At 66.1% G+C, this 26,033-nt stretch carries 25 protein-coding genes and 1 pseudogene; 13 read left to right on the top strand and 13 right to left on the bottom strand.

Annotated elements, in window-relative coordinates; translation table 11 throughout:
• Positions 1-4: 4 nt before the first annotated feature.
• Complete coding sequence (locus AC56K1_RS15490) at positions 5-2,125, bottom strand: TonB-dependent receptor plug domain-containing protein (protein WP_497158689.1); 2,121 nt, start codon at positions 2,123-2,125, stop codon at positions 5-7.
• A 149-nt stretch (positions 2,126-2,274) separates the two neighbouring features.
• Here AC56K1_RS15490 and AC56K1_RS15485 point away from each other — a divergent pair, with 149 nt between their 5' ends.
• The gene (locus AC56K1_RS15485) at positions 2,275-3,405 is read left to right on the top strand and encodes a sensor histidine kinase (protein ID WP_497158688.1); all 1,131 of its coding nucleotides are present in this window, start codon (positions 2,275-2,277) and stop codon (positions 3,403-3,405) included.
• Positions 3,402-4,169 carry a LytR/AlgR family response regulator transcription factor gene (locus tag AC56K1_RS15480; protein ID WP_497158687.1) on the top strand — a complete coding sequence of 256 codons (768 nt, stop codon included), beginning with the start codon at positions 3,402-3,404 and terminating at the stop codon, positions 4,167-4,169. The genes AC56K1_RS15485 and AC56K1_RS15480 overlap by 4 nt, the downstream gene beginning before the upstream one ends.
• On the opposite strand, the pseudogene AC56K1_RS15475 reads toward AC56K1_RS15480, so the two are convergent.
• Positions 4,170-4,382: pseudogene (locus AC56K1_RS15475) on the bottom strand (amine oxidase); the annotation flags it as partial.
• 108 nt (positions 4,383-4,490) lie between these two features.
• Here AC56K1_RS15475 and AC56K1_RS15470 point away from each other — a divergent pair.
• Positions 4,491-5,738, top strand: a complete 1,248-nt coding sequence (locus AC56K1_RS15470) for a CaiB/BaiF CoA transferase family protein (RefSeq protein WP_497158686.1) — start codon at positions 4,491-4,493, stop codon at positions 5,736-5,738.
• A 3-nt stretch (positions 5,739-5,741) separates the two neighbouring features.
• Here AC56K1_RS15470 and AC56K1_RS15465 read toward each other — a convergent pair whose 3' ends face one another.
• Positions 5,742-6,065: a hypothetical protein gene (locus AC56K1_RS15465; protein ID WP_497128499.1), complete on the bottom strand. Its 324-nt coding sequence runs from the start codon at positions 6,063-6,065 to the stop codon at positions 5,742-5,744.
• A 273-nt stretch (positions 6,066-6,338) separates the two neighbouring features.
• Between AC56K1_RS15465 and AC56K1_RS15460 the strand changes: the two genes are divergently transcribed.
• Together AC56K1_RS15460 and AC56K1_RS15455 are read left to right on the top strand one after the other, a co-directional pair.
• Positions 6,339-7,253, top strand: a complete 915-nt coding sequence (locus tag AC56K1_RS15460; RefSeq protein WP_497158685.1) for a hypothetical protein — start codon at positions 6,339-6,341, stop codon at positions 7,251-7,253.
• Between the two features lie 114 nt (positions 7,254-7,367).
• Entirely contained in the window at positions 7,368-8,669 is a 1,302-nt protein-coding gene (locus tag AC56K1_RS15455) for a Xaa-Pro dipeptidase (RefSeq protein WP_497158684.1), read from the top strand.
• An 81-nt stretch (positions 8,670-8,750) separates the two neighbouring features.
• Here the strand turns inward: AC56K1_RS15455 and AC56K1_RS15450 are convergent, their stop codons facing one another.
• The 6 genes from AC56K1_RS15450 to AC56K1_RS15425 form a co-directional block, all read right to left on the bottom strand.
• Entirely contained in the window at positions 8,751-9,947 is a 1,197-nt protein-coding gene (locus AC56K1_RS15450) for an MFS transporter (RefSeq protein ID WP_497158683.1), read from the bottom strand.
• Positions 9,948-9,957: 10 nt separating this feature from the next.
• Entirely contained in the window at positions 9,958-10,830 is an 873-nt protein-coding gene (locus AC56K1_RS15445; protein WP_497158682.1) for a hypothetical protein, read from the bottom strand.
• A gap of 17 nt (positions 10,831-10,847) precedes the next feature.
• A complete protein-coding gene (locus AC56K1_RS15440; RefSeq protein ID WP_497158681.1) occupies positions 10,848-11,636 on the bottom strand; it encodes a hypothetical protein in 789 nt (262 codons plus the stop codon).
• A complete protein-coding gene (locus AC56K1_RS15435) occupies positions 11,633-12,142 on the bottom strand; it encodes a hypothetical protein (RefSeq protein ID WP_497158680.1) in 510 nt (169 codons plus the stop codon). The genes AC56K1_RS15440 and AC56K1_RS15435 overlap by 4 nt, the downstream gene beginning before the upstream one ends.
• A gap of 67 nt (positions 12,143-12,209) precedes the next feature.
• Positions 12,210-12,500 (bottom strand): DnaJ domain-containing protein, encoded by a 291-nt coding sequence (locus tag AC56K1_RS15430; protein ID WP_497158679.1) that lies wholly within the window; start codon positions 12,498-12,500, stop codon positions 12,210-12,212.
• A gap of 110 nt (positions 12,501-12,610) precedes the next feature.
• Positions 12,611-12,748 (bottom strand): hypothetical protein, encoded by a 138-nt coding sequence (locus AC56K1_RS15425; protein WP_497158678.1) that lies wholly within the window; start codon positions 12,746-12,748, stop codon positions 12,611-12,613.
• A 141-nt stretch (positions 12,749-12,889) separates the two neighbouring features.
• Here AC56K1_RS15425 and AC56K1_RS15420 point away from each other — a divergent pair, with 141 nt between their 5' ends.
• The 3 genes from AC56K1_RS15420 (at position 12,890) to AC56K1_RS15410 (ending at position 17,779) form a co-directional block, all read left to right on the top strand.
• Positions 12,890-14,650, top strand: a complete 1,761-nt coding sequence (locus AC56K1_RS15420) for a glutamine--tRNA ligase/YqeY domain fusion protein (RefSeq protein ID WP_497158677.1) — start codon at positions 12,890-12,892, stop codon at positions 14,648-14,650.
• Between the two features lie 253 nt (positions 14,651-14,903).
• A complete protein-coding gene (locus tag AC56K1_RS15415) occupies positions 14,904-16,763 on the top strand; it encodes a sensor histidine kinase (protein ID WP_497158676.1) in 1,860 nt (619 codons plus the stop codon).
• Between the two features lie 251 nt (positions 16,764-17,014).
• Positions 17,015-17,779 (top strand): glycine-rich domain-containing protein, encoded by a 765-nt coding sequence (locus AC56K1_RS15410; RefSeq protein ID WP_497158675.1) that lies wholly within the window; start codon positions 17,015-17,017, stop codon positions 17,777-17,779.
• An 87-nt stretch (positions 17,780-17,866) separates the two neighbouring features.
• Here the strand turns inward: AC56K1_RS15410 and AC56K1_RS15405 are convergent, their stop codons facing one another.
• Both AC56K1_RS15405 and AC56K1_RS15400 read right to left on the bottom strand, forming a co-directional pair.
• Complete coding sequence (locus tag AC56K1_RS15405) at positions 17,867-18,094, bottom strand: hypothetical protein (RefSeq protein ID WP_497128477.1); 228 nt, start codon at positions 18,092-18,094, stop codon at positions 17,867-17,869.
• A complete protein-coding gene (locus tag AC56K1_RS15400; RefSeq protein WP_497158674.1) occupies positions 18,091-19,005 on the bottom strand; it encodes an SDR family oxidoreductase in 915 nt (304 codons plus the stop codon). Before AC56K1_RS15400 ends, AC56K1_RS15405 begins: the two co-directional genes overlap by 4 nt.
• Positions 19,006-19,184: 179 nt before the next feature.
• Between AC56K1_RS15400 and AC56K1_RS15395 the strand changes: the two genes are divergently transcribed.
• Positions 19,185-20,213, top strand: a complete 1,029-nt coding sequence (locus AC56K1_RS15395; RefSeq protein ID WP_497158673.1) for a CDP-6-deoxy-delta-3,4-glucoseen reductase — start codon at positions 19,185-19,187, stop codon at positions 20,211-20,213.
• A gap of 255 nt (positions 20,214-20,468) precedes the next feature.
• Positions 20,469-20,858 (top strand): HPF/RaiA family ribosome-associated protein, encoded by a 390-nt coding sequence (locus tag AC56K1_RS15390; protein WP_497158672.1) that lies wholly within the window; start codon positions 20,469-20,471, stop codon positions 20,856-20,858.
• A 38-nt stretch (positions 20,859-20,896) separates the two neighbouring features.
• On the opposite strand, the gene AC56K1_RS15385 is transcribed toward AC56K1_RS15390, so the two are convergent.
• The gene (locus AC56K1_RS15385) at positions 20,897-21,715 is read right to left on the bottom strand and encodes a helical backbone metal receptor (RefSeq protein WP_497158671.1); all 819 of its coding nucleotides are present in this window, start codon (positions 21,713-21,715) and stop codon (positions 20,897-20,899) included.
• Between the two features lie 102 nt (positions 21,716-21,817).
• On the opposite strand from AC56K1_RS15385, the gene AC56K1_RS15380 reads away from it, so the two are divergent.
• Both AC56K1_RS15380 and sbcB read left to right on the top strand, forming a co-directional pair.
• A complete protein-coding gene (locus AC56K1_RS15380) occupies positions 21,818-22,783 on the top strand; it encodes a GGDEF domain-containing protein (protein ID WP_497158670.1) in 966 nt (321 codons plus the stop codon).
• Between the two features lie 105 nt (positions 22,784-22,888).
• Positions 22,889-24,337: an exodeoxyribonuclease I gene (sbcB, locus tag AC56K1_RS15375; RefSeq protein WP_497158669.1), complete on the top strand. Its 1,449-nt coding sequence runs from the start codon at positions 22,889-22,891 to the stop codon at positions 24,335-24,337.
• Positions 24,338-24,452: 115 nt separating this feature from the next.
• Here sbcB and pyrF read toward each other — a convergent pair whose 3' ends face one another.
• Positions 24,453-25,274 (bottom strand): orotidine-5'-phosphate decarboxylase, encoded by an 822-nt coding sequence (gene pyrF / locus AC56K1_RS15370; RefSeq protein WP_497158668.1) that lies wholly within the window; start codon positions 25,272-25,274, stop codon positions 24,453-24,455.
• A 145-nt stretch (positions 25,275-25,419) separates the two neighbouring features.
• Between pyrF and AC56K1_RS15365 the strand changes: the two genes are divergently transcribed.
• Positions 25,420-26,031, top strand: a complete 612-nt coding sequence (locus AC56K1_RS15365; RefSeq protein WP_497158667.1) for a LemA family protein — start codon at positions 25,420-25,422, stop codon at positions 26,029-26,031.
• Positions 26,032-26,033: the final 2 nt, after the last annotated feature.

The following is a 26,033-nucleotide window of genomic DNA, read 5'->3' as shown; positions in this document are numbered from 1 at the left end:
GGGCTTACAGGCTGCGCTCGATGGCCACGCGCAGCGTCGTGTAGCCTTCCCCTACGGCGTCGCGCCGCGTGGCGCCATCAAGGCCGCGATAGCGCGTGCCGGTGACCAGCGTCCTGCCCAGCGCATTCGCGGCGCTTAGCCGCAGGCGCCAGTCGGCGCCCAGCTTGCGCGTCCAGTACAGATCTGCCAGCGCGCGTGCGCCGCGGTAGTCCAGCACGCCGGAAGCGGTGCGGGCGCTGGCGCTGCCCTGGTAGGCAAGGTTGGCGCCGAGCGCCCAGCCGCTGCTGCCGCTACTGTTACCCGAGCGGTAATCCAGGCCCGCATTCGCCGTCAGCGGCACCTGCGTGGCCAGGCGATTGTCCGGGCCAGGTACGCGCTCCAGGCGCGACCAGTTGCGGTTTGCATTGAAACGAAGGTCGATCTTCACCCCGCCGACCTCCAGCGGCGTGCGCAGGTCGAACTCGATTCCCGCCACCGCGGCCCGGCCATCGTTGACGGGCCGCGCGACCCAGCTGGCGCCATCCTGGTACAGCTGGGTCGCGATCACGTCGGTCACGCGGCGCAGGTAAGCCGAGAGCGTGGCCACGCCCTCCTTGCGAAAGCTCTGTTCATAGGCCAGGTCCAGGCCCCAGCTCAGTTCCGGCCGCAGGGCCGGGTTGCCTTCGACGTCGGGATTGACGGCGCTGTTGTCGTTGTTGATGGTGTAGCGCCGCGGCACCAGGTCGCGTGTCGGCGGGGCCTTGTAGGTGCGCGCCAGCGCGGCGCGCAGCTGCTGCCGGTCCGGCAGCTTCCACAGCAGCTGCGCGACCGGGCTGGCGACCCGGCTGCTGCCCTGCATCTCGTCCATGTCGCGCCCCACCGTCGCCGTGCGCAGGCCTTCCCAACGGATGCCGAGGTAAGCCTGCAGGTTGGCGGCGATGTCCCATTCGTCCTGCGCGAACATGGCCAGCCGGTCGACCGTCGCCGTATAGTCCTGCAGGCGCAGCGCCGGCGCCGCGCCCTCGATCCCGGCATCGCGCTGGTTGCGGAATTCGTCGCGCGTGGTGCGGCCGGCATCCCAGCCCAGGCCCAGGCTGTGCGCCGCGCCCAGCGGCAGCAGGTATTTGCCGCTCACGCCAAACGTGCGTTCGCCTATGCCGGCATCCACCTTGCGCACCAGGCCCGGCCGCCCATCGGCACGCAGACCGCGAAACACGTAGTCCGAGCGTCGGCGATTCACATCGAACAGGCCCTTGACGGTGAGCTTGCCCGCGCCCGGAACGCGGTGCGACCACGCCAGGTCGCTGCGCAGGCTGCGATTGCGGGCGGCGAATGCGGCCTCGTTGTCCGGATACAGGGTAGTGTCGCCGAACAGCGCGCTTTCGATCGTCGTATTCGCGCTGCGCGTGCGTGCCGCCCCGGCCAGGGTTTGCCAGGCCAGGGTATCGCCATCGGCGAATTCCCAGTTCAGCCGCGGCGCCAGGTTGAAGCGGTCGGTCTCGGCCCTGCCGCGGTATTCGGCGCGCCGTACTGCGAGGGGCGTGCCGTCGGCGGCGTCGACAAAGGAATCGGTGCGCACGGTGTCGACCACTGCCGCGCGGTCCAGCGCCGCATTCACCGACCAGGCCAGCGGCCCGCTGCGCCCGTTGAACTGGGTGGATGCCGATGGACTCCAGGCGCCGTGCTGGTAGCCAAGCACCGCCTTGTCCTCGCGGCGCAGGTTCCTGGCGCGCTTGCGCAGGATGATGTTGATGCTGCCGGCCACCGCCTGCATGCTTTGGTCGGCGCTTGCGCTGCGCGAAATCTCGATGCGTTCGACCAGTTCCGGCGACAGCGCATCGATGCTGAAGCCCTGGGGCGCCGCCTGGCCGTCGATCAGGATTTGCGTGTAGCCGGCGCCGAGTCCGCGCATCCGGACTTCGCCGCCCACCAGCGTCACGCCGGGCTGGCGCTTCAGCACTTCGCCCAGGTTGCTGTCGCCATAGCGCGCGATATCGTCGCGGCCGACGACGAAGCGGGCCACGCCGGCATCGCGTCGTTGGGTATCGGCACCGGGTGCGGTGACCTCGACCCGGTGAGGCACGGCCTCCTGGGCGGCGGCGCGGAAAGAAAGGGTAAACAGCAGGGATAGCGCAGGCAGCCGCATGACGAGGACCGGGAAAGTAGAAGGAGGCCGGATTCTAGCTGCCCGCACCAGGGGCGGCAGCGCGGTGTGACGAAATGCCGCCTTCCTGTGACGAGCGCCGGGGCCGGCCCCGTTTTTTACCAGGTACGCGCTGCTATACTCGCCGCATCATGAAAGACCAGTCTCCCCGCACCGCAACGGCCCATACGGTCGCCCGCATCGTCCTTACCCATATCGCATTCTGGACCCTGCTCTGCGCTGCCGGCGCGCTGGGCTCGTACATCGACAAGATCCATCTCGGCCGTCCCGATGCCTATGGCACGATCCTGCTGCGCTGGTGGGCCGACCACGTTCCCGTGATGGCATTGGGCTGCGCCCTGAGCCTGGCCCTGCTGCGCCGGCCCGCGCTGTTCACCGGCTACCGCACCACGCTGGGCATCTACGCCGGCGTGCTGCTGCTGTTCCTGCCGCTCGAGTGGTTCTACGTCGCCTGCTGCGACATCGTCCAGCGCGGTGGCCAGCTTTCCCTGGAAGCGGCGTGGCGCGAGCTGGCCGGCATGAGCCGCCTGACCTGGTTCACCGAAGGTGCGTGGACTACCGGCACCTTCGTGGCGATGGTCGCCATCGGGAACTGGCGCGAGGCGCGCGAGCGCAGCGACGCCTTCCAGCGCGCCCAGACCGAAAACCTGAACCTGCACCTGGCGCTCGAGCAGCAGCGCATGCTGGCCCTGCGCGCCCAGTTGGAGCCCCACTTCATCTTCAATGCACTGAACGCCATCAGCGCCCTGGTGCGCGGCGGCGACAAGCACGATGCGCTGGGCGGCATCGGGCGCCTGAGCGACCTGCTGCGCTACGCGCTGGCCGCCACCCAGCGCGAGAGCGCCACGGTCGCCGACGAGCTGCAATTCGTGCGCGACTATCTCGCGCTGCAGCGCCTGCGCTATGGCGAGCGCCTGCAGATCCATATCGAAGGCGACGACGACGGCATCCGCGCCGAAACCTGCCCGCCGCTGATGCTGCAGCCACTGATCGAAAACGCGCTGCGCCATGACCTCGATTGCCACGACGGCCCCGGCGACATCCGCCTGGCCTTCCGCCGCAGCAACGACGCCCTCCTGATCACGGTATCGAACCGCATCAGCGATGCCGCCTCGCCCAATCCCGGCACCGGCCTTGGCCTGAGCAACACCCGCGCACGCCTGGCACTGAGCCACGAAGGCGCCACGCTACGCGCCGGACGCGTGGACGAGCGCTTCCTGGCCGAGATCCGGCTGCCTGTACCGGCCGAAGAAATCGCATGAACCTGGTCCGCTACGCCATCGTCGACGACGAGTGGCCGGGCCGCGCCAACCTGCGCCTGGCCATGGACGCCCACCCGGGCTGGCGCCTGGTGGCCGAATGCGACGGCGCCGACGCCGCGCGCTCGGCGCTCGCTGCCCAGGCGATCGACCTGCTGTTCCTCGATGTGCAAATGCCGCGCGAGTCGGGCCTGGCGCTGGCGCGCGAACTGGGCCGCATGGCCGAGCCGCCGCTGGTGGTCTTCGTGACCGCCCACAGCGTGCACGCGGTGGAAGCCTTCGAGGTCCATGCGCTGGACTACCTGCTCAAGCCGGTGGACGATGCGCGCCTGGCCCAGGCGGTCGAACGCGCCGCCGCCATGCTGGCCCAGCGCCAGCGCGGCGCCTATGCTGCCGCCCTGCGCGACTTCGCCGAGCCGACGGCCTATCCCGACCACCTCAACGTGCGCTCGGTCGGCCGCATCGACCAGGTGCGCATCGACGACATCGAATGGATCGGCGCGGCCGGCAACTACGTCGGCCTGCATGTGGGCGGGCGCGAGCTGCTGCACCGGGTGCCGCTCAGCCGGCTGGAGGCCATGCTGCGGCCGGAAGCCTTCCTGCGCGTGCACCGCAGCGCCATCGTCCGGCGCAGCCAGGTCGCCGGGCTGGCCACGATCGGCGACGGCAACTACCTGCTGCGCCTGCGCTGCGGCGCGCTAGTCCCGGTCAGCGAGCGCTACGTCGACGGCGTGCGCGCGCAACTTGGCGGCCGCACCACGGCATGATCATCGGGCCCGGGCCAGCGCGCGCCCGGCCGCCTGGCATCCCCACCATGCCGCTTCCTCGAATACCGACAGCCCGGACAAATCCGCATGCGCGAACAGGATCGGGCCATCGGCCTCGCGCAGCGCTGCCATGCCGGGGTTCGATCGGAACCCCGGCTGCGGCACCGCCATTGCATGCGCCCGCAGCGTGATATCCACCCGCGTCGGGCAGGCCAGCTCGACGTGATCGCCGCCGCGCTCAAGCCGGGCTCGCGGCGGGTAGAGACCATCGCGCGCGGACAGCTATAATCCGCGCTGGTCCCCTAATCCAGCAGGAACAAGATGACGCACTCTCCCTCCGCGGCGCGGCCGTTGGCGCTCGGCCACATCCGCGTACTCGACCTGTCGCGCGTGCTCGCCGGCCCCTGGTGCTCGCAGAACCTGGCCGACCTCGGCGCCGACGTGATCAAGATCGAACGTCCCGGCAACGGCGACGACACGCGCGCCTGGGGCCCGCCGTATGCGAAAGACGAAGAAGGCCGCGATACCAGCGAAGCCGCCTACTACCTGTCGGCCAACCGCGGCAAGCGCTCGGTGACGGTGGACATCGCCAGCCCGGAGGGCCAGGCCCTGCTGCGCGAGCTGGTGCGCCATTGCGACGTGGTGCTGGAAAACTTCAAGGTCGGGCACCTGAAACGCTACGGCCTCGATTACGACAGCCTGGCAGCCATCAAGCCCGACCTGGTCTACTGCTCGATCACCGGCTTCGGCCAGGACGGCCCCTATGCGCACCGCGCCGGCTACGACTTCCTGATCCAGGGCATGGGCGGCCTGATGTCGGTGACGGGCGAGCGCGACGACCTGCCCGGCGGCGGTCCGCAAAAAGCGGGCGTTGCCCTGACCGACCTGATGACCGGCATGTACGCGACGGTCGCCGTGCTGGCCGCGCTGACCCACCGCGACCGCAGCGGCCAGGGCCAGCACATCGACATGGCCTTGCTGGATACCCAGGTGGCGATGCTGGCCAACATGGGCAGCAATTACCTCAACAGCGGCAAGCCGCCCAAACGCTGGGGCAATGCGCATGCCAACATCGTGCCCTACCAGACCTTCGCCTGCGCGGACGGCCACATCATTGTCGCCACCGGCAACGATGGCCAGTACCAGAAGTTCGTCGAGGCCGGCGGCCGGCCGGAACTGGCCAGCGATCCACGCTTCGCCATCAACCCGCTGCGCGTGCAGAACCGTGACCTCTTGGTGCCGATGCTGGCGGAGATGGTCAAGGAGCGTGGCCGCGACGAATGGATCGACTTGCTGGAATCGGTTGGCGTGCCCTGCGGGCCAATCAACGACATCGGCGACGTGTTCGCCAACCCGCAGGTGAAGGCGCGCAAGGTCGCCTTCGAGTTGCCGCACCCGACCGCAGGCAAGGTGAAACTGGTGCGCAACCCGATCAGGATGTCGGCCACGCCCGCCACCAGCGACAAGGCGCCGCCCCTGCTGGGCCAGCACACCGACGAGGTGTTGGGCGGTGTGCTGGGCCTGGGCGAGGCGGAGATTGCCGCATTGCGCGGCAAGGGGATCGTGTAAGGATCAGTGCAGCTGGTGCTTCAGGTCCGACAGCACATCATGCACCCGCGTCACCACCGAGGCCACCTGGGGCGAAGGCTGTGAGCTGCGCACCATGCGCTTGGCATCGTCGCCCATCTCTTCCAGGCGGTCGATGCATTCGATGATGCGGGTCTGGTCGTTCGAGCGCATCACGCGTTCCGCGGCCGGCATTTCATGGGCGATCTTCTGGATGCAATCGCGGATATCGTCGGGCGCGCCCTGATCGTTCCGGGTCACTTCTTCGGCCTGGTTGATGGTCTGCTGGATCTGGCTGAAGCGTTGTTGAATTTCGGCAGGTTGTAGCATGTTGACCTCCTGAAAGTGGTGCGGCAATACCGCAGGATTTAATCACTTTAGACCTCTGCGCGGCGATTTCAAGCAAGCATTTCAGCAGTGCGCGCTTCAACGATGGGTCAGCGATCGTTGATGTTTCAAGCGGTAAAGCAGCCTCGGGATAGATACCGGTCAAACAGCAGGGGCAGGAAATTCGCGCATGCCTGAGGCGTCAGGCGTTGTCAGAAGCGACGGATCACTACAATTCCGGAGTTGACGATTCGCCCACCCACTTCCCGAGACGCCATGACTGTCCCCGCTTGCGCGCTGCGCCATGTGATACCGCGATGCTTCCTCGATGCGCTCTACCGCTGCCTGCTTGCTGCATGCACCGTTCTCCTGCCCGGCGCCTTTCTACCCGCGCGTGCGGCCAACTCCACCGAAGTCGTGAACGTCATCCTGACTTCGCGCTTCCTGGAACAGGAACGCTGCGACAAGCTCGGCCTGGTCAGCATCGGGCTGCTGCAAGGCCTGCACCGCGGCGTCGGTGTCAACAAGCGCCCCGAACTCTCGGCGCATCAAGTGCGCGAGATCGCCACCCGCTATGTCGAGATCAACGAGCATCTGTGCGAGGCGATCACGCCCCTGTTTGCCGAACACGAGGCCTGGTCGCACAACTACGACAAATATGCGCGCTCCAACTTGTCGAATAGCGCCTGGGACGAATTCCTGGCCGACGAACGCGCAGTGAAATGGGCGGGAATCAGCGCCCGCTTCCGGACCGAACTGATCATGCTCAACAACGCGATCGACCTCGTGCTGGCCTTGCGTCCCGATGCCTTCAATCCGGACTCGAAGCAGATGCGCGGCCTGCTGTTGCGGGAAAAGCGCAAGCTGCTCGACGACATACGCCGGGTGTCGCTGACCGATGACGAAGCCAAGGTCAGGCTGATGCTGGCGACCTCGCACGACCAGCCGATGTTCCGCGACATGTTGCCGGCGCGCTTCAACCTGGAGAGCCTGGCCGCGATCGAAGCGAAGACGCGCGAGATCGGCCTGCAGTTGGTCAATGGCTACCGCGTCCATGTCGACGATCTGTACAACCCCGGCACGCGCATGATGCTGTTCGCGGTCGAGGACAGCGCGCGCGGGCCGAAGCTCGACGCCACCGTCCGCAGCGCGACCACGCAAATCAAGGCGCTGGCCTCGAAATATCGCTAGCACCTCCATCCGGCGCCGCCGCATTCCCCTCCCCGCCCTTACGTGCATCTGGACGCTGGCAGCGACTATCTGTATAAGTTGCTACTTGTCCATATAATACGTAAGGGGAATCTTTTGGATCGACAGCACCGCCCGACATCGCGCATCGCCCTGTTCTGCCTGGCCGTACTGGCCAGCTCCGGCGCCTTCGCCGCCGACGTGATCATCACCGCGGACCGCCTGCTGGACGTGCGCGCGGGACGGATGATCCAGAGTCCGGAAATCCTGGTCCGCGACGGCAAGGTCGTCAGCATCAAACCAAACGCTGCGACGCCTGCCGCCGACGCCGGCACCGGCACCACGCGCATTGCCTTGCCGGGCATGACCCTGGTCCCCGGCCTGATCGACATGCATGTCCATCTCGATTCCGACCCGACCTACGGCGGCTACACCAACCTGGAATACAACGACCGCTTCTGGTCGGCCCTGAGCGTGGTCCACGCGGGCAAGACGCTGGACGCGGGCTTCACGACGGTGCGCAACGTGGGCGCGTCGGACTGGAACGACGTGGGCCTCGGCCAGGCCATCGCCGCCGGCAAGGTACGCGGTCCGCGCATCGTTCCCGCGGCATGGTCGTTCGGGCCAACCGGTAGCCATTGCGACTCGACCTATTTCCCGCCGTCGATGGACGAGAAAGCACCGTATAACGCCGACGGTCCCGACGAAGTACGCAAGTCGGTGCGCGCGCTGCGCAAGTACGGCGCCCAGGTGATCAAGATCTGCGCCACCGGCGGCGTCTTCTCGCGCAATACGGAACCCGGCCAGCAGCAGATGAATTTGGCCGAGATGCGCGCCGCGGTCGAGGAAGCCCACCAGTGGGGCCTGCAGGTCGCCGCCCATGCCCACGGCGCGGCCGGCATCAAGGATGCCATCCGGGCTGGCGTCAACACGATCGAGCACGCCAGCCTGATCGACGACGAAGGCATCACGCTGGCGAAAAAGCACGGCGCCTGGCTGTCGATGGATATCTATAACGGCGACTACACGGCGGCGGAAGGAAAGAAAAACGGCGTGCTGGATGATAACCTGCGCAAGGACCGCGAAGTGACCGACATCCAGCGCCAGAATTTCAAGAAGGCGCATGCCGCCGGCGTGAAGATGGTCTTCGGCACGGACGCCGGCGTGCATCCCCATGGCGGCAACGCCAAGCAGTTCGCGGTGATGGTGAAATACGGCATGACGCCGCTGCAAGCCATCCAGGCAGCCACGATCAACGCTTCTGAAGCCCTGGCGCGCAAGGACGTCGGCGTGGTCGAGGTTGGGCGCTTTGCCGACATGGTGGCCGTGCAGGGCGACCCAACGAGCAATGTGCAACTGCTGGAGGCCCCGGCAGTCGTGATCCAGGGTGGCGTGGTGGTCAAGCGCGCAGCGCAGTAAGCTGCTTTGCGGCCATGCCTGGAACCGTGAAATCGTAGGGTGGTTGGGCATTGTCCGACATTACCCCGCCCACCCTACACGTTAGATAGGCGCCAGTGAACGCAGCCGCAGCGCAATCCCCATCGCCACTGCGAGCAATGCCCCGAGCACGGCGACCACGCCCGGCCAGCCCCACGATGCCCATACATAGCCGGTGCACCAGCCGATCACGCTCGACCCCACGTAATAACTGAACAGGTAGATGCCCGAGGCCAGGGCCTGCGGCGGCCGGGCCCTCCTCCCCACCCAGCTGCTGGCCACCGAATGCGAGGCGAAGAAGCCGAAGGTCGCCAGCCCGGTGCCCAGCACCACCGCCACCACCGAATCGTGCAGGGTCACCAGCAGCCCGGCGATCATCACGCCCAGCACCAGCCACAGCACGTTGCGCCGGCCCAGGCGGTCGGCCAGCTTGCCGGCCCACATCGAGCTGACGATGCCCAGCAGGTAGAGCAGCGAGACGGCGCCCACCGCGCTCTGGCTCAGGCCAAATGGAGGCGCCAGCAGCCGGTAGCCGATGTAGTTGTACAGGCTGACGAACACGCCCATCAGCAAAAACGGCAGCAAGAACAGCCAGGGCAGGCCCTCGTCGCGCCAGTGGGTGCGCAGCCCGTCCAGAAAGCCCGGTCCCGGCGCCCGCCTGGAACCCGCATGGCGCGAAGGCGGCAGGCTGCGCGAGAACTCCCAGGCCGCGTACAGCCCGGCCACGCCCAGCAGCCCGACCGCGATGCGCCAGGAACTGAAGTCGCTGATGAAGGAGGACAGCACGCGTCCGCTCATGCCCCCGAAGGCGCTACCGCTGATGTACATGCCCATCGACAGGCCGAGCGAAGAACCTTCGATCTCGTCGCTCAGGTAGGCCATCGCCACCGCGGGCAGCCCGCCCAGCATGAGGCCGAGCAGCGCACGCGCGCCTACCAGCTGGTAGTAATCAACTGCGAAGCTCGACAGCAGCGTGAGCAAGGCGCCGCCAACCATCGAGGCCGTCATGATCTGCTTGCGGCCGATGCGCTCGGCGAGAAGGCTTGATGCCAGCAGCGCCACCGCCAGGGTGGCAGTGGACACCGACAGCGCCAGGCTGCTCTGTGCGGGCGTGAGGGAAAAGTCGCGCGCCAGCAGCGGCATCAGCGGCTGGACGCAGTAGAGCAGTGCGAAGACGGAAAAGCCCCCGAAGGCCATCGCGCGGTTGATGCGGCGGAAGTCTGCACTTCCTGCTGCAATCGGACCACGCACGCCCGTCATCGCCGGCTCGTCACGGCAGGTCCGCGTCGAGTTCGGAACCGGCGTAGTTTTCCAGTTCCCCGAAGAGCTGCTTGATGGTCGCCTTGGTACCGATGTGCTGCAGCACCGTGCACTGCTCGCGGTAGGTCGCGATGCGCTCGGCAATGACGGCTTGATGCGCCGCCGGGATGCGCGCCATCAGCTCGGCCCAGCCGGCTTCGAAGTCGGGCTTGTTGCGGCGTACCGATTTCACCAAGCGCTCGAATTCGCGCTGGCCGGTGCGCGCCGTGATGCGCCCGCCCGCTTCCACCGCGAAGATGATCGCCAGCGCGATCACGCCTTCGGCGTTCAGGTCCGGGTCGTTGATCGGGCCTTCGTAGTGGTGGCGGCGCAGCCATTGCGCTGCGCGCACGATCGCCTGCACGCCCTGGCGCTGCTTGAGCTGGCCCAGGTAGCGCTCGTAGCCGGTCCAGGTCTCGCCCGGATCGGCCGTGCACAGGTCGACGAACAATTCCTTCAGGCGGCGCTGCGAGTACACCGGGTCGGTGTCGTACTCGCCGACCAGGGTATCCTCGGGCATCGCCGCCAGGTCGCGCACCATGCGGAAACCCGCCTGGAACACCGATTCGGCGCCCTCCTCGATCAGCACATCGAGCGCGTCGAGATCGTCATCGGTGTCGACTTCGTGCTCGAGCCCGAGCGAGACGCCGCCCACTGTCAGGAGCAGTGCGCGCTGGATGCCTTCGGCGGTGCGGTCGTTGGTAAACTTCTCGGCCACCATCGCGGTGATGCCGCACAGCTCGTCGGCCAGCACCTCGGCTTCGTCCGGCGTGGCCTCGAGCGGCAGCAGTTTGATGGCGCGCACCAGGCGCGGCAGCTTCTCGACGACGAGTGCGGGCAGCATGGTTCCTGGCGCCCCGCTCACGAGAAGATGTCCGTGCCCATGCTCCTGCGGGCGCCGCGCCGCGGCATGCTGCGCACCGATGGCACCTGTTTGCGCAGGCGGTAGAGCAGTTCGCGCGTGTTGCGCTGCATGAAGGGCGACTCTTCGTCCGGGTCGTCCGGCAGCTCCATGTCAGCCATCTCGGCGCTGTGGCGGAATTCCGGGAACAGCTCGAGCAGCGAGCGCTCCCAGCCGTCTTCGCTGGCCTTGGCCAGGTCGATCGCCAGCGGCACGATGTCGCTGTCGCCGCTGGTCTGGCCGGTGACGTAGCGCCCTTTCGACAGGATCTCGCCCGCCACCTCGAGGATCTCGCGCGGCGCCAGCGACCACATGATCGCGAACACGGTCGCGCCGTGGTCGGTGGCGGAGGCTTCGTGCAGCAGCTCGTGGCGGCGCTCTTCGTCGTCGTTGGCGTACACGATGCCGTGCACGTGGTTGAACAGGTTCTCGGCGATGCGCTCGGGATCGTCCTCGATCATGTTGTCCGGCCAGGTGGCGGCGATATAGGCCAGGCTGTCGGCCCAGGCCTTGGGCGGCACCAGCATGGTCGCCAGCGAGGTCTTGCCGCCGTCGAAGCCGGCCAGGTGCAGCGCGGTCACTTGCGGCGGCAGCGTGGACAGCACTTCGACCACCGCGTAGTCGCCATGCTCGTCGGCCGCTTTCGAGAATGCTTCTTCGGCGTGGTCGAGCGAGCCGGCCAGCACCAGTTCGCTGACCTGGCGGGTCAGCGCCGGCAGGTTGCTGCCTTGCTTGGCGTCGTCGCTCATTCGCGCTCTCCTCCGTCCGGATCGAACAGCTGGGTGAAGTCGTCGGTCGCGGCGCTGTCGTCCATGTCGTCGTCGCCCTCGTCGCCTTCGCCGAGGCGGTCGAAATCGCGGTCCTCGTCTTCCCAGCGCGCCTGGTTCTTGTACAGGAAGGCGGTGATGATGGCCTGGCGCGCCAGTTCCGGGTAGTTGGCCGTCATGGCCGCGTACATGGCGCTGCCTTGCCCGCCGTCGCACTCGGCCATGGCGAACACGCGCGCCGGGTCGCTGCCTTCGTAGTCGGCCGACTCGCGCAGAAGGCCTTTCGGATCCTTGAACTTGATACAGTCAACGAGCGCGAAGGCCATCAGGTTGACGTCGTCCAGGCCCGAGCCGCTGGCGTATTCCGACACCAGGGCGCTGACCATCATGTTGTAGTTCTTCTTGTTGGGCGGATCGCCCAGCGTGCCCTCGATCTGCCCGTCCAGTTCGCGCGACTGGAACGAGAATTCGGGATGTACGTTTTTCATGGTGTGTCCTGTTGATTCGTTGGTTGGGCGCCGATGTCGATCGGCGCCGGCCGGCAGCTGGCGCAGCTCAGTGCTGGAGACTCACGCCGTTGAGCGCGAACACCGAGCGCCACAGTTCGAACGCTTCGGCCTCGGCATCGAGCACGATGCGGTGGTTGACGCTCTGGTTGTACTCGGCGCGCTTGACCGGGTCGGACAGGATTTCATAGGCCTTCGACACCGCCTTGAAGCGCGCCTCGGCGCCAGGCGCCTGGTTGCGGTCCGGGTGGTAGCGCATCGCCAGGGAGCGGTAGACCTTCTTGATCTCGTCGTCGCCGGCATTCGGGGCAACGCCGAGGATCGCGTATAAATTTTCCAACTGAAACTCTCCCGGCCAAGGCCGCTAGCAATGCCGCACTCGCGGCAAGTCCGGCAAAAACGAGATTATCCTATAGAAAACGATAACGTGGCGAAGCTGCCCACGAGAGCTCAGTGATGCACCGGCTTGTTCAGGGGCTGCAGGCCCGGGCGCGCAGGCGGCAGCGGGGGCAGCGGGGGCAGCGGCATGCCGGCCTGGGCCAGCAGCCAGGCGCGGACCAGGTCCGGATGGGTGGCGAGGGTTTTCATGCTTGAAGCCTTCTGTATGGACGAAATTGCCACAAGTATGTTCTCGCCTGGCGTGCCCTACCGTGCGCTCTACCACATAGGAGGCCGCCTGCCCCGCCGTACGGTAAAATGTTCGCTACTTCCCCATCCAGAAACTTCTTCATGAGCAACGATAAGAACAAACCGGCTGCGACCAACGCGCCGACGCCTCCGTCTAACTTTCTGCGTGCCATTATCGACAATGACCTCGCGGCCGGCACCCATGCGCGCGAAGGCATGCCGCAAGTCATCACCCGCTTCCCGCCGGAGCCCAACGGCTACCTGCACATCGGCCACGCGAAATCGATCTGCCTGAACTTCGGCCTGGCGCGCGACTACGCCGGCCGCTGCCACCTGCGCTTCGACGACACCAACCCGGAGAAAGAAGACCAGGAATACGTCGACACCATCATGGACAGCGTGAAATGGCTCGGCTTTTCGTGGGAGCAAGGCGGCGAGGAATTCCTGCACTACGCCAGCGACTATTTCGACAAGCTGTACGCGATCGCCGAATACCTGATCGAAAAGGGCCTTGCCTACGTCGACAGCCAGAGCGCCGAAGACATGGCGCGTAACCGCGGCAATTTCGGCACGCCGGGCACGAATTCGCCTTTCCGCAATCGCCCGGCCGCAGAATCCCTGCAGCTGTTCCGCGACATGAAAGCGGGCAAGTTCAAGGACGGCGAACACATCCTGCGCGCGAAGATGAGCGAGGACGCGATGGCCTCGCCGAACATGACCAACCGCGATCCGGCCCTGTACCGCATCCGCCATGCGCACCACCACCGCACGGGCGACGACTGGTGCATCTATCCGATGTACGACTACACCCATCCGCTGTCGGATGCGCTGGAGTCGATCACCCACTCGATCTGCACCCTCGAATTCCAGGACCACCGCCCGTTCTACGACTGGCTGATCGCCACCGCGACCGAAGGCGGCTTCTTCACGCCGCCGGTGCCGCGCCAGTACGAGATGTCGCGCCTGAACCTGACCTATGTCGTCATGTCCAAGCGCAAGCTGCGCCAGCTGGTCGACGAAGGCATCGTGTCCGGCTGGGACGATCCGCGCATGCCGACCATTGTCGGCCTGCGCCGCCGCGGCTATACGCCGGAATCGATCCAGCTGTTCTGCGAGCGCATCGGCGTGTCGAAGTCCGACGGCTGGATCGACATGGGCACGCTGGAAGGTTCGCTGCGCGACGACCTCGACCCGAAAGCGCCGCGCGCGATCGCCGTCCTTCGGCCGTTGAAGCTGATCGTGGACAATTTCCCTGAGGACGAAGCACACGCGTGCACCTCGCCGGTCCACCCGCACCATCCCGACATGGGGGTGCGCAGCTTCCCGTTCACGCGCGAACTGTGGATCGAGCAGGAAGACTTCATGGAAACCCCGACCAAGGGCTATTTCCGCTTTACGCCACCCGTGGGCGACCAGCCGGGCAGCCGCGTGCGCCTGAAGTACGGCTACGTGGTCGAGTGCACCGGCTTCGACAAGGATGCCGACGGCAAGGTGACGGCGGTGCACGTGAACTACTTCCCGGATTCGAAATCGGGCACACCGGGCGCGGACAACTACAAGGTCAAGGGCAACATCACCTGGGTCAGCGCCGCCTCGGCCTTGGCGGCGGAAGTGCGCCTGTACGACCGCCTGTTCCTCGATGCCCAGCCGGACGCGGGCGGCAAGGACTTCAAGGCCCTGCTCAATCCGAACGCACTGGAAACCGTGACCGCCTATCTCGAGCCGGGCATGGCGGCAGCCAAGCCCGAGCAGCGCTTCCAGTTCGAGCGCCACGGCTATTTCGTGGCCGACCAGGTCGACTCGCAGCCGGGCAAGCCGGTGTTCAACCGCGTGACCACGCTGAAGGACAGCTGGGCGAAATAAGCGCTTCGGCAGCAACAATCGACTGCCGCAAAACCGTCGCCCCGGCGCAGGCCGGGGCCCGGTTCTCCGTGCAGTCGAAACGTTTCCCTTCCTCGCATCCCACCGCCCGGAAATCTTCCGATTACCCAACACCCGTTGGTTTTTTGGTAAACCTATCTATCCTGATAGGTACTTCGTCGCCTAAACCCGCTTAGCGTATGAATGTTTGTCGCATAAAGACGACGACTTCATCTTGCAAGCGAGGCCACGGATCATGTCTTCCCGCCGTCACCCTGTCACTCTGGCCAGGCTGCCAACGACCCTGCTCACCGGGGCGCTGCTGTCCTTGGCCGTTGGCGGCAGCCTTTACCTCGCCACCGCGGAAGCCATCGAAAGCGATATGCAGACGCGTTTCCACGGCATGGCGCGCGCCGCCCAGTACACGATCGACGCCCGCATCAAGAGCTATTCCGACGTGCTGCGTGGCACGGCCGGACTGTTCCGCGCCAATCCGGCCGCCGGCGCCGACGAATTCCGCCACTACGTCAGGCAGCTCGACACGCCCCGCAACTTCCCGGGCATCGAGGTCATGAACTACGCGCGCACCGTCGGCCCTGGTGAGCTGGCGGCAGTGGACGCGGACGTGCGCCGCCGCCTGCGCCAGTACGGCATGCCCGAACCTGCCACGAAGCTGCATCGCGTGCCCGGCCGCGCCAGCTACACGATCCTGGTCTACATGGAACCGGCCACCCCGCAAACGCTCGACAAGCTCGGCCTCGACCTGGAAGCGCGCAGCTACATCCGCCGCACGGCTGCGCAGTCGCGCGACAACAACACCATTGCCGCCTCGGGTTTCCGCGTCAGGATCATGCCGGGGCCGATCCAGAACGCGCTCGCGATGCGCTTGCCGGTGTACCGCAGCGACATGCCGATCGACACCGTCACCCAGCGCCGCGCCGCCTACATCGGCTCGGTCGGGATCGCTTTTGGCGTCAACAGGATGATCAACGGGGTGCTCGACGAATTCCCCGTCAAGGGCGCCCGCCTGGTGCTCACCGACCTTACCGACGTGCCGCAGGAACCGGGCGAGGCGCGCCCCAGCGCCATCCTCTACGACAGCCAGGCGACCTTGCCCCATCCGAATCCGGCGCCGGCTGCGGAGGACGGCGCCGTACTGCGCGCCAGCCTGCCGATCGAATTCAACCAGCGCCGGTGGCGCGCCGACTTCAGCATCGCCAAGTCCGCGCTGTATACGCGCTTCGACGTGTATTACCCGTGGCTGGCTGCGCTGGCGGGCACGCTCAGCACCGCCCTGCTCTACGCGCTGTTCCAGACCATGGCCTCGTCGCGCCGCAGCGCCCTGCGCATGGCCGAAGACATGACGCGCGAGCTGCGCGCCAGCCAGGGCAAGCTGCAGGCCACCAACGAGAAATTGCGGCTGCTGGCCGCGCACGCGGAGCAGATCAAGGAAGGCGAGCGCAAACGCATCGCGCGCGAGATCCACGACGAGCTGGCGCAGAACCTGCTGGCGCTGAAGATCGAGGCCGAGATCCTCGCCAACCGCACGCGCGGGCGCCACGGCCGCCTGCACGAGCGCGCCGACGCCACCGTGCGCCAGATCGACGTCACCATCCGCAGCGTGCGCCAGATCATCAACGACCTGCGCCCCAACGTGCTCGACCTGGGCCTGAATGCAGCGGTGGACTGGCAGGTGGCCGACTTCGCGCGCCGCACCGGCATCAAATGCGAACTGGTGGAAGACGAAACCGAGCACCACCTCGACGACCATTGCGCCACCGCGCTGTTCCGCATCCTGCAGGAGTCGTTCAACAACGTGGCGCGCCACGCGCACGCCAGCAAGGTGCGCATCGACCTGCACGAGCATGCGGGGATGCTGACCATGACGATCCGCGACAACGGCATCGGCATGCAACCGGGCAGCCGCAACCGCAACGGCTCGTTCGGGCTGGTAGGGATCGAGGAGCGCGTCAACATCCTCGGAGGCAGCTTCTCGATCAGCAGCGGCCCGGAAACCGGCACCACCATCGCCGTCACGATCCCGATCCGCGGCGACGAACAGGGCATGCGCGGGGTAGCGCGCGACAGCGACGTCATGCTGTCCGCACTGGCTTGACGCGCCTGCCCGAAACACCATGTGGAGACTGTTGTAGCGTTTCTGCACAGCAGTTTCTTGCTTGAGCGAACTCAACATTAAACATGACCGCACGCAGGACAATTCTTATCACTGCCACCGGTCAAGATGAAAGCCCTGACATCCGATTAACCCGCATAGTCCAAGCAGGAGGAATCTTCTGAAGCACCGCTCCACCGCCAGGGATAATTAGAAATGCCTTGATAAACATATCAAAACAAAGGTGAAAAATCATGTCGACTATCGAATTCGCAGCTTTTGAAACGCTCGATCTGGCCCCGATCAAAATGAAGCTGATGCACGTGGAGTCCGGCGAAGGCTGGTCCGCCATGCGCGCCGATGCCGTGGAATCGGAGTACCGCCGCTTCCTGTTCCTGATGAAGAAATACCCGGACGCGGGCGCATCGCCCACCGTCGATGTCGACACCTTCTGGCACTACCACATCCTCGATACCATGAAATACGCAGCCGACTGCGAAGCGGTGTTCGGCTACTTCCTGCACCACTACCCTTACGTCGGCATCGGTGACAGTGCGAACGAAGGCGAGCACGCTGCCGGGGGCGAACGCATGCGCGATATCTATGAAGCGGAATTCGGCGCCTGGCCTGCCGCCGCCTGGAGTACGCCGGACAGCAAGCGCGCCGACATCGGCGCATGGCAGGGCATGCCAAGCGAAGCCGCCGACGCCGCGACCGCATTCTGCTCCTCGCCGGGCAAGCCGGGCGAAGCTGTCAACGCCGCCGCGCATGCGTTCTGCTCGTCGCCAGGCAAGCCACGTGAAGTTGCGAGCGCCGCGCACGCATTCTGCTCGTCGCCCGGCAAACCACGGGAAGTCGCCGGCGCCGCGCATGCATTCTGCTCGTCGCCGGGCAATCCACGGGAAGCCGCAAGTGCCGCGCATGCGTTCTGCTCGTCGCCAGGCAAGCCGGGCAAAGCCGCCAACGCCGCACATGCCTTCTGCTCCGCGCCAGGCAAGGCACTGGCGCACGCGGCCTGAATGCTGTCAAACAACGGCCGGGGTGGCGACAGGCGCCAACCCGGCCGTTTTTTCGATTACGCAGCGTCGTGCGGAACGATCAAAAAATTACTTCTTCTTGCCTGGCACAACCTTGGTCATGCCGCTGGCGTCGAACAGCTTGCGGGCGTCGAGGTGGGCGCGGTCGATGGTGCGCATGTCCGGCTGCTCGTCATGCGGGACAAAGAATTCCTTGTCCTGCGCCTGCACCACGATCTTGATCGCGGCGTTTTCGGTGATGCCGTATTTCTCCACGATCAGCGTGGTTACTTCATCGAGGTATTCTTCATAGGTCATGCTGGATTCTCCTTCAGGGAGCGTGATTGTACGCGGGCGAAGCCTTCCAGCGCCACCGCTACCTCAGGATGGCGCAGCCGCATGCGCAGCTCGCGCTTGAGGCGCGTATTGTCCAGCCGGCGCGATTCGGACATGTACGACAGCAGCGTCGACGTGACCACCTCCTGCAGTTCGGCGCGCGGCAGCCGCGGCGGGCGCTGCATGCCAAACGCGTCGGCGACCGCATCGAAATAGTCGGCCATCTTCATGCGGGTGTCGTCCACCGCATGCAGCACGCGCCCGCCGCGCGTGCGCAACAGCGCCTGCACGGCGATCCGCGCCAGGTCGTCGGCATGGATATGGTTGGTGTAGACGTCGTCTTCCGCCCGCAATGCCGGGGTACCCGACTCCAGGCGCTTGAAAGGCAGGCGCTCGGCCGCATAGATGCCGGGTGCGCGCAGGATGGCCAGCCGGGTGCCGTTCACCAGCGCCCAGGCCCGCAAGACGCGCTCGGCGTCCACACGGCGCCGTGCGCGCGCATTCATCGGCGCCACCGGGCGCGATTCGCGCACCAGCTCACCGCCGCAGTCGCCGTACACGCCGCTCGTGCTCACATACGCCAGCCGCGCCGCCGGCCCGAGCGCCGCGACCAGGTGGCGCGTGCGGCGGTCTTCAACGCCCTCCGGCTGGGGCGGGGCCAGGTGCAGCACCCAGTCGGCCAGGCCGCGCAGCCGCCCCAGGGTCGCCGGGCGGTCGAGATCCGCCACGATGGGCACGGCGCCGGCGGCGCGCAGTTCGGCGCAGCGCTCCGGCTGGCTGGTGAGCGCGAACACGCGCCAGCGCCCGCGCACGAGCGGCAGCACGCGCATGCCGACGTCGCCGCAGCCGACGATGAGCAGGCGCGGACGGTTGAATGCAGCAGAGCGGGTCATGGGAAGAAAAGGAAAGTCCGGGCGCGCCAATGTAGCACAGCAGCCGGCGCGGCGCCCCGCCTGACCCGCCGGGCTGGCGTGCCGCGGCGCAGGGACCGGCGGTGTAGAATACCGCCCTGTCGCACTACCCATATTCCCTATCAACGCCTGCGCGCGCAGGCCTCAACCATCGACACTGCATGACCTTCCAGATCACCGTCCAGCCAAGCGGCCACCAGTTCACCTGCGAGGCCGATGAAACCGTCCTGTCCGCTGCCATCCGCGCCGGCATCGGCCTGCCCTACGGCTGCAAGAACGGCGCCTGCGGTTCCTGCAAGGGCAAGGTGCTCGATGGCTCCCTGCACCACAAGCCGCACCAGCAGCGCGCCCTGGGCGAGGTCGAAAAAACCGCCGGCATGTCGCTGTTCTGCTGCGCCGTGCCCGAAGGCGACCTGGTGATCGAAGCGCGCGAAGTGGGCGGCAGTTCGGAATACCCGATCCGCAAGATGCCGACCCGGGTCGCCAGCATCCGCAAGGCCGCGCCGGACGTCGCCATCGTCACCCTGCAGCTGCCGGCCAACGAGGCACTGGCCTACCGCGCCGGCCAGTATGTCGAATTCCTGCTCAAGGACGGCAAGCGCCGCGCCTACAGCATCGCCTGCGCACCGTCGTTCACCGGCCCGCTCGAGCTGCACATCCGGCACCTGGCGGGCGGCCTGTTCACCGACCACGTGTTCGGCGCCATGAAGGAGCGCGACATCCTGCGCTTCGAAGGCCCGCTCGGCACCTTCTTCCTGCGCGAAGAATCGAACAAGCCGATCGTGCTGCTGGCCTCGGGCACCGGCTTCGCGCCGGTCAAGGCCTTGGTGGAGCACCTGATGCACCTGAAGTCCACCCGCCCCGTGCGCCTGTACTGGGGCGGCCGCCGCCCGCAAGACCTGTACATGGACGAATTGTGCCGCGCCTGGGAAACCACGCTGCCCGACTTCCAGTACGTGCCGGTGATTTCGGATGCGCTGCCGGAAGACGCGTGGCAGGGCCGCACCGGCTACGTGCACGCGGCCGTGATGCAGGACCTGCCGGACCTCTCCAGCCACCAGGTCTATGCCTGCGGCGCGCCGGTCATGGTCGATTCCGCGCGGCGCGACTACGTGGCGCAGTGCGGGCTGCCGGAAGACGAGTTCTTTGCGGATGCGTTTACGAGCGAAGCGGATTTGGCGCAGCCATAATTAACAGCTGGTGATCTGCCCACGCGGTGACAGTTGGCGGTCAAATCATCGTGCCGCATGATCTCGCTGCGAACTATCACCGCGTGGGCGGGAAACCCGCCTACGTTACAAGGGAAAACCCTCGCCGCCGCGAGAGCAAGATTGCAACCTGGCCACCCTTGCAACCTGCCAGGCCGACCCCACGTGTCCTAACGGGACGCGGCAAATTGAGCGCCGCATGTAAGATGTAGTTGTTATGACAACAGGAGCGATTTTATGCAAATCAACGTAAACACCGACAACACCATCGAAAAACACCAGGGCCTGGACGAACACGTGCAATCCGTGGTCCAGAGCTCGATCGGCCGTTTCGGCGAGCAGGTCACCCGCGTGGACGTGCACCTGAGCAATGAGAACAAGGAAAAGCATGCCGACGGCGGCAACTATTGCATGATGGAAGCGCGCGTCAGCGGCTACCAGCCAATCGTCGTCCATGAGCACTCGGTGGAACTGCACCAGTCGATCAAGAACGCCGGCGGCAAGCTGGCCCGCGCCCTCGACAGCGCCCTCGGCCGCCTGGCAGACAAGAACAAGCACGCCCCGGCCGCAGTGGCAGTCGAAGAAGACATCGATCCGCTGTCCGACAAGCACCTGACCGACTCGTAATCCAGACTCTGCGCACGCCCGGCTCCAGGGCGTGCGCCCTAGCCTCCCCTCTCGCCTTCCACCATCGCCCTCAGCGTGCGCAAATAGCGCAAGCTGGAGAGTGCCCGGCTGCCGTACCACGACATCATTTCCCCATCGACCAGGAAGACCGGGATGCCGAGCCGCTTCTCGAGCGCATCCGCATGCGCTTCCGTGAACCGGTAGGGTTCGGTGGACAGCAGGACCGCATCGAGCTGGCCGACCAGTGCCTCGGACCAGTCGAAGCACGGATAGCGTGCCTCGCCGAGGGATGGCACCGTCCAGCCCAGCTCCCCCAGCATGGCGGCGATATAGGTGCCGCTGGAAACACTCATCCACGGGTCCTGCCAGATGCAGTACAGCACGGTACGCGGCGGGGCCTTGGGTAGCGCGCGCAGGGCCGCGTATTCCTGCCCGAAGGCGGCGCACCAGGCTTCGGACGCTTCCTGCCTATCAAAAATCCCGCCCATCAGCCGCGCCAGCGCCAGGTTGTCGCGCGGCGCCAGCGGGTGCGTGACCACGATGTTCGGCACGAACTCCGCCAGTTTCTCCACCGTCGGCTTCTCGTTCTCGTCGATATTCACCACGAGATGGGTCGGCGCGAGCTTGCGGATTTTCTCGATGTTCACATCCTTGGTGCCGCCGATTTTCGGGATGGCCTCCAAGGCCGCGCGCGGATGGATGCAAAACCCGGTGCGGCCGACCAGTTGGCCGGCCAGGCCGAGATCGCACAGCAGCTCGGTAATCGAAGGCACCAGCGAGACGATGCGCGCGCCGGGCGCAGGAAGATGCTGGTGGCCGGCGGCGTCGACCAGATGGGGAGAAGCAGGATTCGTCATGGCCGCTATTGGACCACTGTTGTTTCTGGAACGCCAGCCCGCGCTCATCTATTGCAATGGGTTATCATTCCAAGTCGCAATGACATTTCTTCCCGAGACCCCGTGAACCCGATCGGCACCTTTGGTGCATCCCGCTACGCCGTGCGCGACCTGCAATTGTTCCGCGACGCCGACGACCCGGCCGTCACGGCGGCGCTCGCCCCCTGCTCCATCGTGCGGGTGGCGGCCGGCGAGCGGGTCGAGGACGGCTTGCGCGCGCGGCTCTATATCGTGCTGGCGGGCTCGCTGGAAGTGGCGCCGGATGCGCACAGCGGCCATGAAGACAGCGGCATCACCCGGGTGTTGCCCGGCGAGAGCGTCGGCGAGCAGGCGGTGCTGGACGATGCGGTGAACCTGGCGGCGATGACGGCGCTCGAGGAGTGCGAGCTGCTGGTGATCGAGCCGGAACTGGTGTGGCAATTGATCGACCGCTCGAACGTGCTGGCACGCAACCTGCTGCGCCTGCTGTCCTTCCGGGTGCGCGCCGCCAACGTCCTGTTGCGCCGGCGCCAGAAGCTCGGCGAGTTCTACCGCCAGCTCTCGCTCAACGACGCCCTCACCGGCCTGTACAACCGCGCCTGGCTCAATGAAATGCTGCCCAAGCTCGCGGCCCGCGCCCACCAGGATGGCAGCCCGCTGTCGGTCATCATGATCGACCTCGACCATTTCAAGCGCTTCAACGACACCCACGGCCACATCGCGGGCGACGCGGCCTTGTCGAGCGCCGCCAGCGTGATCCGCGATTCGCTGCGCCCGTCCGACTTTGCCGTGCGCTATGGCGGCGAGGAATTGATGGCGGTCTTGCCGGACACCCACCTGGGGCTGGCGGAAATGGTGGCCGAACGCCTGGCCGAGCGCCTGCGCGCGGCGATGGTCTTTCCCGACATGCGCCTGCCCATGCCCCATATCACCGGTTCCTTTGGCGTGGCCACGCTCGGGGACGGCGGCGACGAGCACGCGCTGGTGGCGGCCGCCGACGCCGCGCTCTACCGCGCCAAGGAAGCCGGGCGCGACCGTGTCTGCGTCTGAGGTCGCATCCAGCGCAAACGTGCGTACCCGGGCGGCTGACGCCGCGTCCATTCTGTGCCACCATGGCGCCTGCCCGCCGCAGTCGCGGCGAAACCATAACAATACATGAGCACGCATACCTTCCTCTGGCACGACTATGAAACCTTCGGCGCGGTCCCGCGCCGTGACCGTCCGGCCCAGTTCGCCGCCATCCGCACCGACGCCGACCTCAACGAGATCGGCGAACCGGTCATGCTGTACTGCCAGCCGGCGCCGGATTTTTTGCCCGACCCGCAATCCTGCCTGATCACCGGCATCACGCCCCAGCACTGCCTGGAACGGGGCGTGCCCGAGCATGAGTTCGCCCGCCAGATCGAGGCCGCCTTCAGCGAGCCCGGCACCATCGGCGTGGGCTACAACACGATCCGCTTCGACGACGAGGTGACGCGCCACCTGTTCTGGCGCAACCTGATCGATCCTTACGCGCGCGAGTGGCAGAACGGCTGCGGCCGCTGGGACCTGCTGGACGTGGTGCGCATGGTGTACGCGCTGCGCCCGGACGGCATCGAATGGCCATCCCGCGAAGACGGCAAGCCGAGCTTCCGTCTGGAACACCTGACCACCGCCAACGCACTGGTGCACGAGGCAGCGCACGATGCGCTGTCGGACGTGCGCGCCACCATTGCGCTGGCGCGCCTGATCCGCCAGAAGCAGCCGAAGCTGTTCGACTTCTGCCTTGAGTTGCGCCGCAAGGACCGCGTGGCCGCCGAAATGGGCCTGCACCTGGAGCCGGGCCAGCGCCAGCCCTTCCTCCACGTGTCCGGCATGTTCCCCGTCGAGTACGGCTGCCTGGGCCTGGTCTGGCCCCTGGCCCAGCACCCGACCAACAAGAACGAGATCCTGGTGTGGGACTGCCGCCACGATCCGTCCGAATTGTTCACGCTCGACGTCGAGACGATCCGCATGCGGATGTTCACCCGCAGCGCCGACCTGCCGGAAGGCGTGACACGCCTGCCGATCAAGAGCGTGCACCTGAACAAATCACCGATGTTGGTGGGTAACCTCAAGACCCTGCAGCCGGCCGCGGCCACGCGCTGGGACATCGACCTGGAGCGCGGCCGCGCCCATGCGGCGCTGGCGGCAAGCGGACGCAACATGACGGCGATCTGGGCGCAGGTGTTCCAGAAGCCGGCCCCGACGCTCGAAGTGGACGTGGACGAAGACCTGTACGGCGGTTTTGTCGGCAATGGTGACCGCCGCAAGCTGGAGTCGCTCCGTCACGAAAAACCCGCGGCGCTGGCCGCCATGCGGCCCTCGTTCGAGGACGAGCGCCTGTCCGAGCTGTTCTTCCGCTACCGTGCGCGCAACTTCCCGCAAACCTTGTCGGCCGAGGAAGCGCAGCAGTGGGAAGAACACCGCGCGGCGCGCCTGTTCGACGGCGCCGGCGGTGCGCGTACGGTGGACCAGCTGTTCGGGGAAATCGATGCGCTGTCGGAGACGGCGGACGAGCGGGCCGAGGAGATACTGGGGGCGCTGTATGACTATGTGGAGTTGATTGCGCCGGAGCGGTATTGAGGTGCTTGTTGGTTCGTTCGCGCTGCGCGCTTAAATAGGCTGGCGATTGCAGCGCGAACCTGGGTTCCCGCCTGCGCAAGGAACCCAATCTTGCACGCCTACCACCACCGCTGCCTTACCCCCGCGCCCTATTAATCGCATCACGCGTCTCGCGCGCTACCCTGCGCGCCGCCGCCGCAAAATCCTCCCCCTCCTGCGGCGCCGCATACAAGATCGCCCGCGACGAATTGATCATCATCCCGGTCCCGTCGGCAGTGCGTCCCGCCTTGACGGTCGCTTCCACATCCCCGCCCTGCGCGCCCACACCCGGGATCAGCAAAGGCATATCCCCCACCAGCTTGCGCACCTCTGCGATTTCTTCCGGGAAGGTCGCCCCGACCACCAGCGCCAGCTGGCCGTTGCGGTTCCACTTGTCCGCCACCAGTTGCGCCACGTGCTGGTACAGCGGCCGTCCGCCCACGTCGAGGAATTGCAGGTCCGAGCCCCCCGCGTTCGAGGTACGGCACAGGACAATCACGCCGCGGTCGGCCCACTCCAGGTAAGGCTCGACCGAATCGAAGCCCATGTAGGGATTGACGGTCACCGCGTCCGCGCCGTAGCGGTCAAAGGCTTCGCGTGCGTACTGGTGGGCGGTAGCGCCGATGTCGCCGCGCTTGGCGTCCAGCACCAGCGGAATGTGCGAGTAATGCGTGCGCAGATAGGTGCAGATTTCTTCGAGCTGGGTTTCTGCGCCGAGCGCCGCGAAATACGCGATCTGGGGCTTGAAGGCGCAGGCCAGGTCGGCGGTCGCATCGATGATTGCCTTGCAGAACTGGACAATGGCGTCCGGCTGGCCCTGCAAATGCGCCGGGAAACGCGCCAGGTCCGGGTCGAGCCCGACGCACAGCAGCGAATTGTTGCAGGTCCATGCAGCGGAAAGTTTGTCGATGAAATTCACTCTAAGCCCCTTGTCGGTCGATTATTGCAAACCCAATATTGTACCCGCCGGCCTCGCGCGCCGCCCCGCGCCCCGATGATGCGCCAGAAAATCTTTACATCATGTATATTTTGATTATTCGACAACTTGCCGCGGATTATCAATCATGACCTTTACTTTCTTCTCGCGTTGGACCCGTACCCTGGCCCTGGCCATCCTCACCGGCTCGCTTCTGTCCGGCTGCGGCTATAACGCATTCCAGACCAAGGACGAGGCGACCAAGGCAGCCTGGGGCGAAGTGGTCAACCAGTACCAGCGCCGCGCCGACCTGATCCCGAACCTGGTCAATACCGTCAAGGGCTATGCGTCGCACGAGCGCGAAACGCTCGAGGCCGTGACACGCGCCCGCGCTGCCGCCACCAGTTTCCAGATCACGCCGGAAGTGCTGAACAATCCGGAAGCCTTCAAGAAGTTCCAGCAGGTGCAGGGCGAACTATCCGGCGCGCTGTCGCGCCTGATGGTGGTCTCGGAAAAATATCCCGACCTGAAGGCCGACACCAGCTTCCGCGACCTGCAGTCGCAGCTCGAAGGAACCGAAAACCGCATCACGGTGGCACGCCAGCGCTACATTGCGGCGGTGCAGGACTATAACGTCTCGGTACGCCAGTTTCCGAACAACCTGACCGCCATGATCTTTGGTTACGAAACCAAGCCTTCGTTCACGGTCGAGAACGAAAAAGCGATCTCGACTGCTCCTTCGGTCGACTTCGGCAAATAAAC

This window comes from Telluria sp. ZB4P37, from assembly GCF_059685855.1.
Note: the sequence above shows the minus strand (reverse complement) of the source record. Positions and strands in the feature narration are given on the sequence as shown.

Excerpts from the sequence above, each read along its gene's own strand:
- AC56K1_RS15490 (WP_497158689.1), bottom strand. The coding sequence starts at position 2,125 with ATGCGGCTGCCTGCGCTATCCCTGCTGTTTACCCTTTCTTTCCGCGCC.
- AC56K1_RS15485 (WP_497158688.1), top strand. The coding sequence starts at position 2,275 with ATGAAAGACCAGTCTCCCCGCACCGCAACGGCCCATACGGTCGCCCGC.
- AC56K1_RS15480 (WP_497158687.1), top strand. The coding sequence starts at position 3,402 with ATGAACCTGGTCCGCTACGCCATCGTCGACGACGAGTGGCCGGGCCGC.
- AC56K1_RS15470 (WP_497158686.1), top strand. The coding sequence starts at position 4,491 with ATGACGCACTCTCCCTCCGCGGCGCGGCCGTTGGCGCTCGGCCACATC.
- AC56K1_RS15465 (WP_497128499.1), bottom strand. The coding sequence starts at position 6,065 with ATGCTACAACCTGCCGAAATTCAACAACGCTTCAGCCAGATCCAGCAG.
- AC56K1_RS15460 (WP_497158685.1), top strand. The coding sequence starts at position 6,339 with ATGACTGTCCCCGCTTGCGCGCTGCGCCATGTGATACCGCGATGCTTC.
- AC56K1_RS15450 (WP_497158683.1), bottom strand. The coding sequence starts at position 9,947 with ATGACGGGCGTGCGTGGTCCGATTGCAGCAGGAAGTGCAGACTTCCGC.
- AC56K1_RS15445 (WP_497158682.1), bottom strand. The coding sequence starts at position 10,830 with ATGCTGCCCGCACTCGTCGTCGAGAAGCTGCCGCGCCTGGTGCGCGCC.
- AC56K1_RS15440 (WP_497158681.1), bottom strand. The coding sequence starts at position 11,636 with ATGAGCGACGACGCCAAGCAAGGCAGCAACCTGCCGGCGCTGACCCGC.
- AC56K1_RS15435 (WP_497158680.1), bottom strand. The coding sequence starts at position 12,142 with ATGAAAAACGTACATCCCGAATTCTCGTTCCAGTCGCGCGAACTGGAC.
- AC56K1_RS15425 (WP_497158678.1), bottom strand. The coding sequence starts at position 12,748 with ATGAAAACCCTCGCCACCCATCCGGACCTGGTCCGCGCCTGGCTGCTG.
- AC56K1_RS15420 (WP_497158677.1), top strand. The coding sequence starts at position 12,890 with ATGAGCAACGATAAGAACAAACCGGCTGCGACCAACGCGCCGACGCCT.
- AC56K1_RS15415 (WP_497158676.1), top strand. The coding sequence starts at position 14,904 with ATGTCTTCCCGCCGTCACCCTGTCACTCTGGCCAGGCTGCCAACGACC.
- AC56K1_RS15410 (WP_497158675.1), top strand. The coding sequence starts at position 17,015 with ATGTCGACTATCGAATTCGCAGCTTTTGAAACGCTCGATCTGGCCCCG.
- AC56K1_RS15405 (WP_497128477.1), bottom strand. The coding sequence starts at position 18,094 with ATGACCTATGAAGAATACCTCGATGAAGTAACCACGCTGATCGTGGAG.
- AC56K1_RS15400 (WP_497158674.1), bottom strand. The coding sequence starts at position 19,005 with ATGACCCGCTCTGCTGCATTCAACCGTCCGCGCCTGCTCATCGTCGGC.
- AC56K1_RS15395 (WP_497158673.1), top strand. The coding sequence starts at position 19,185 with ATGACCTTCCAGATCACCGTCCAGCCAAGCGGCCACCAGTTCACCTGC.
- AC56K1_RS15390 (WP_497158672.1), top strand. The coding sequence starts at position 20,469 with ATGCAAATCAACGTAAACACCGACAACACCATCGAAAAACACCAGGGC.
- AC56K1_RS15385 (WP_497158671.1), bottom strand. The coding sequence starts at position 21,715 with ATGACGAATCCTGCTTCTCCCCATCTGGTCGACGCCGCCGGCCACCAG.
- sbcB (WP_497158669.1), top strand. The coding sequence starts at position 22,889 with ATGAGCACGCATACCTTCCTCTGGCACGACTATGAAACCTTCGGCGCG.
- AC56K1_RS15365 (WP_497158667.1), top strand. The coding sequence starts at position 25,420 with ATGACCTTTACTTTCTTCTCGCGTTGGACCCGTACCCTGGCCCTGGCC.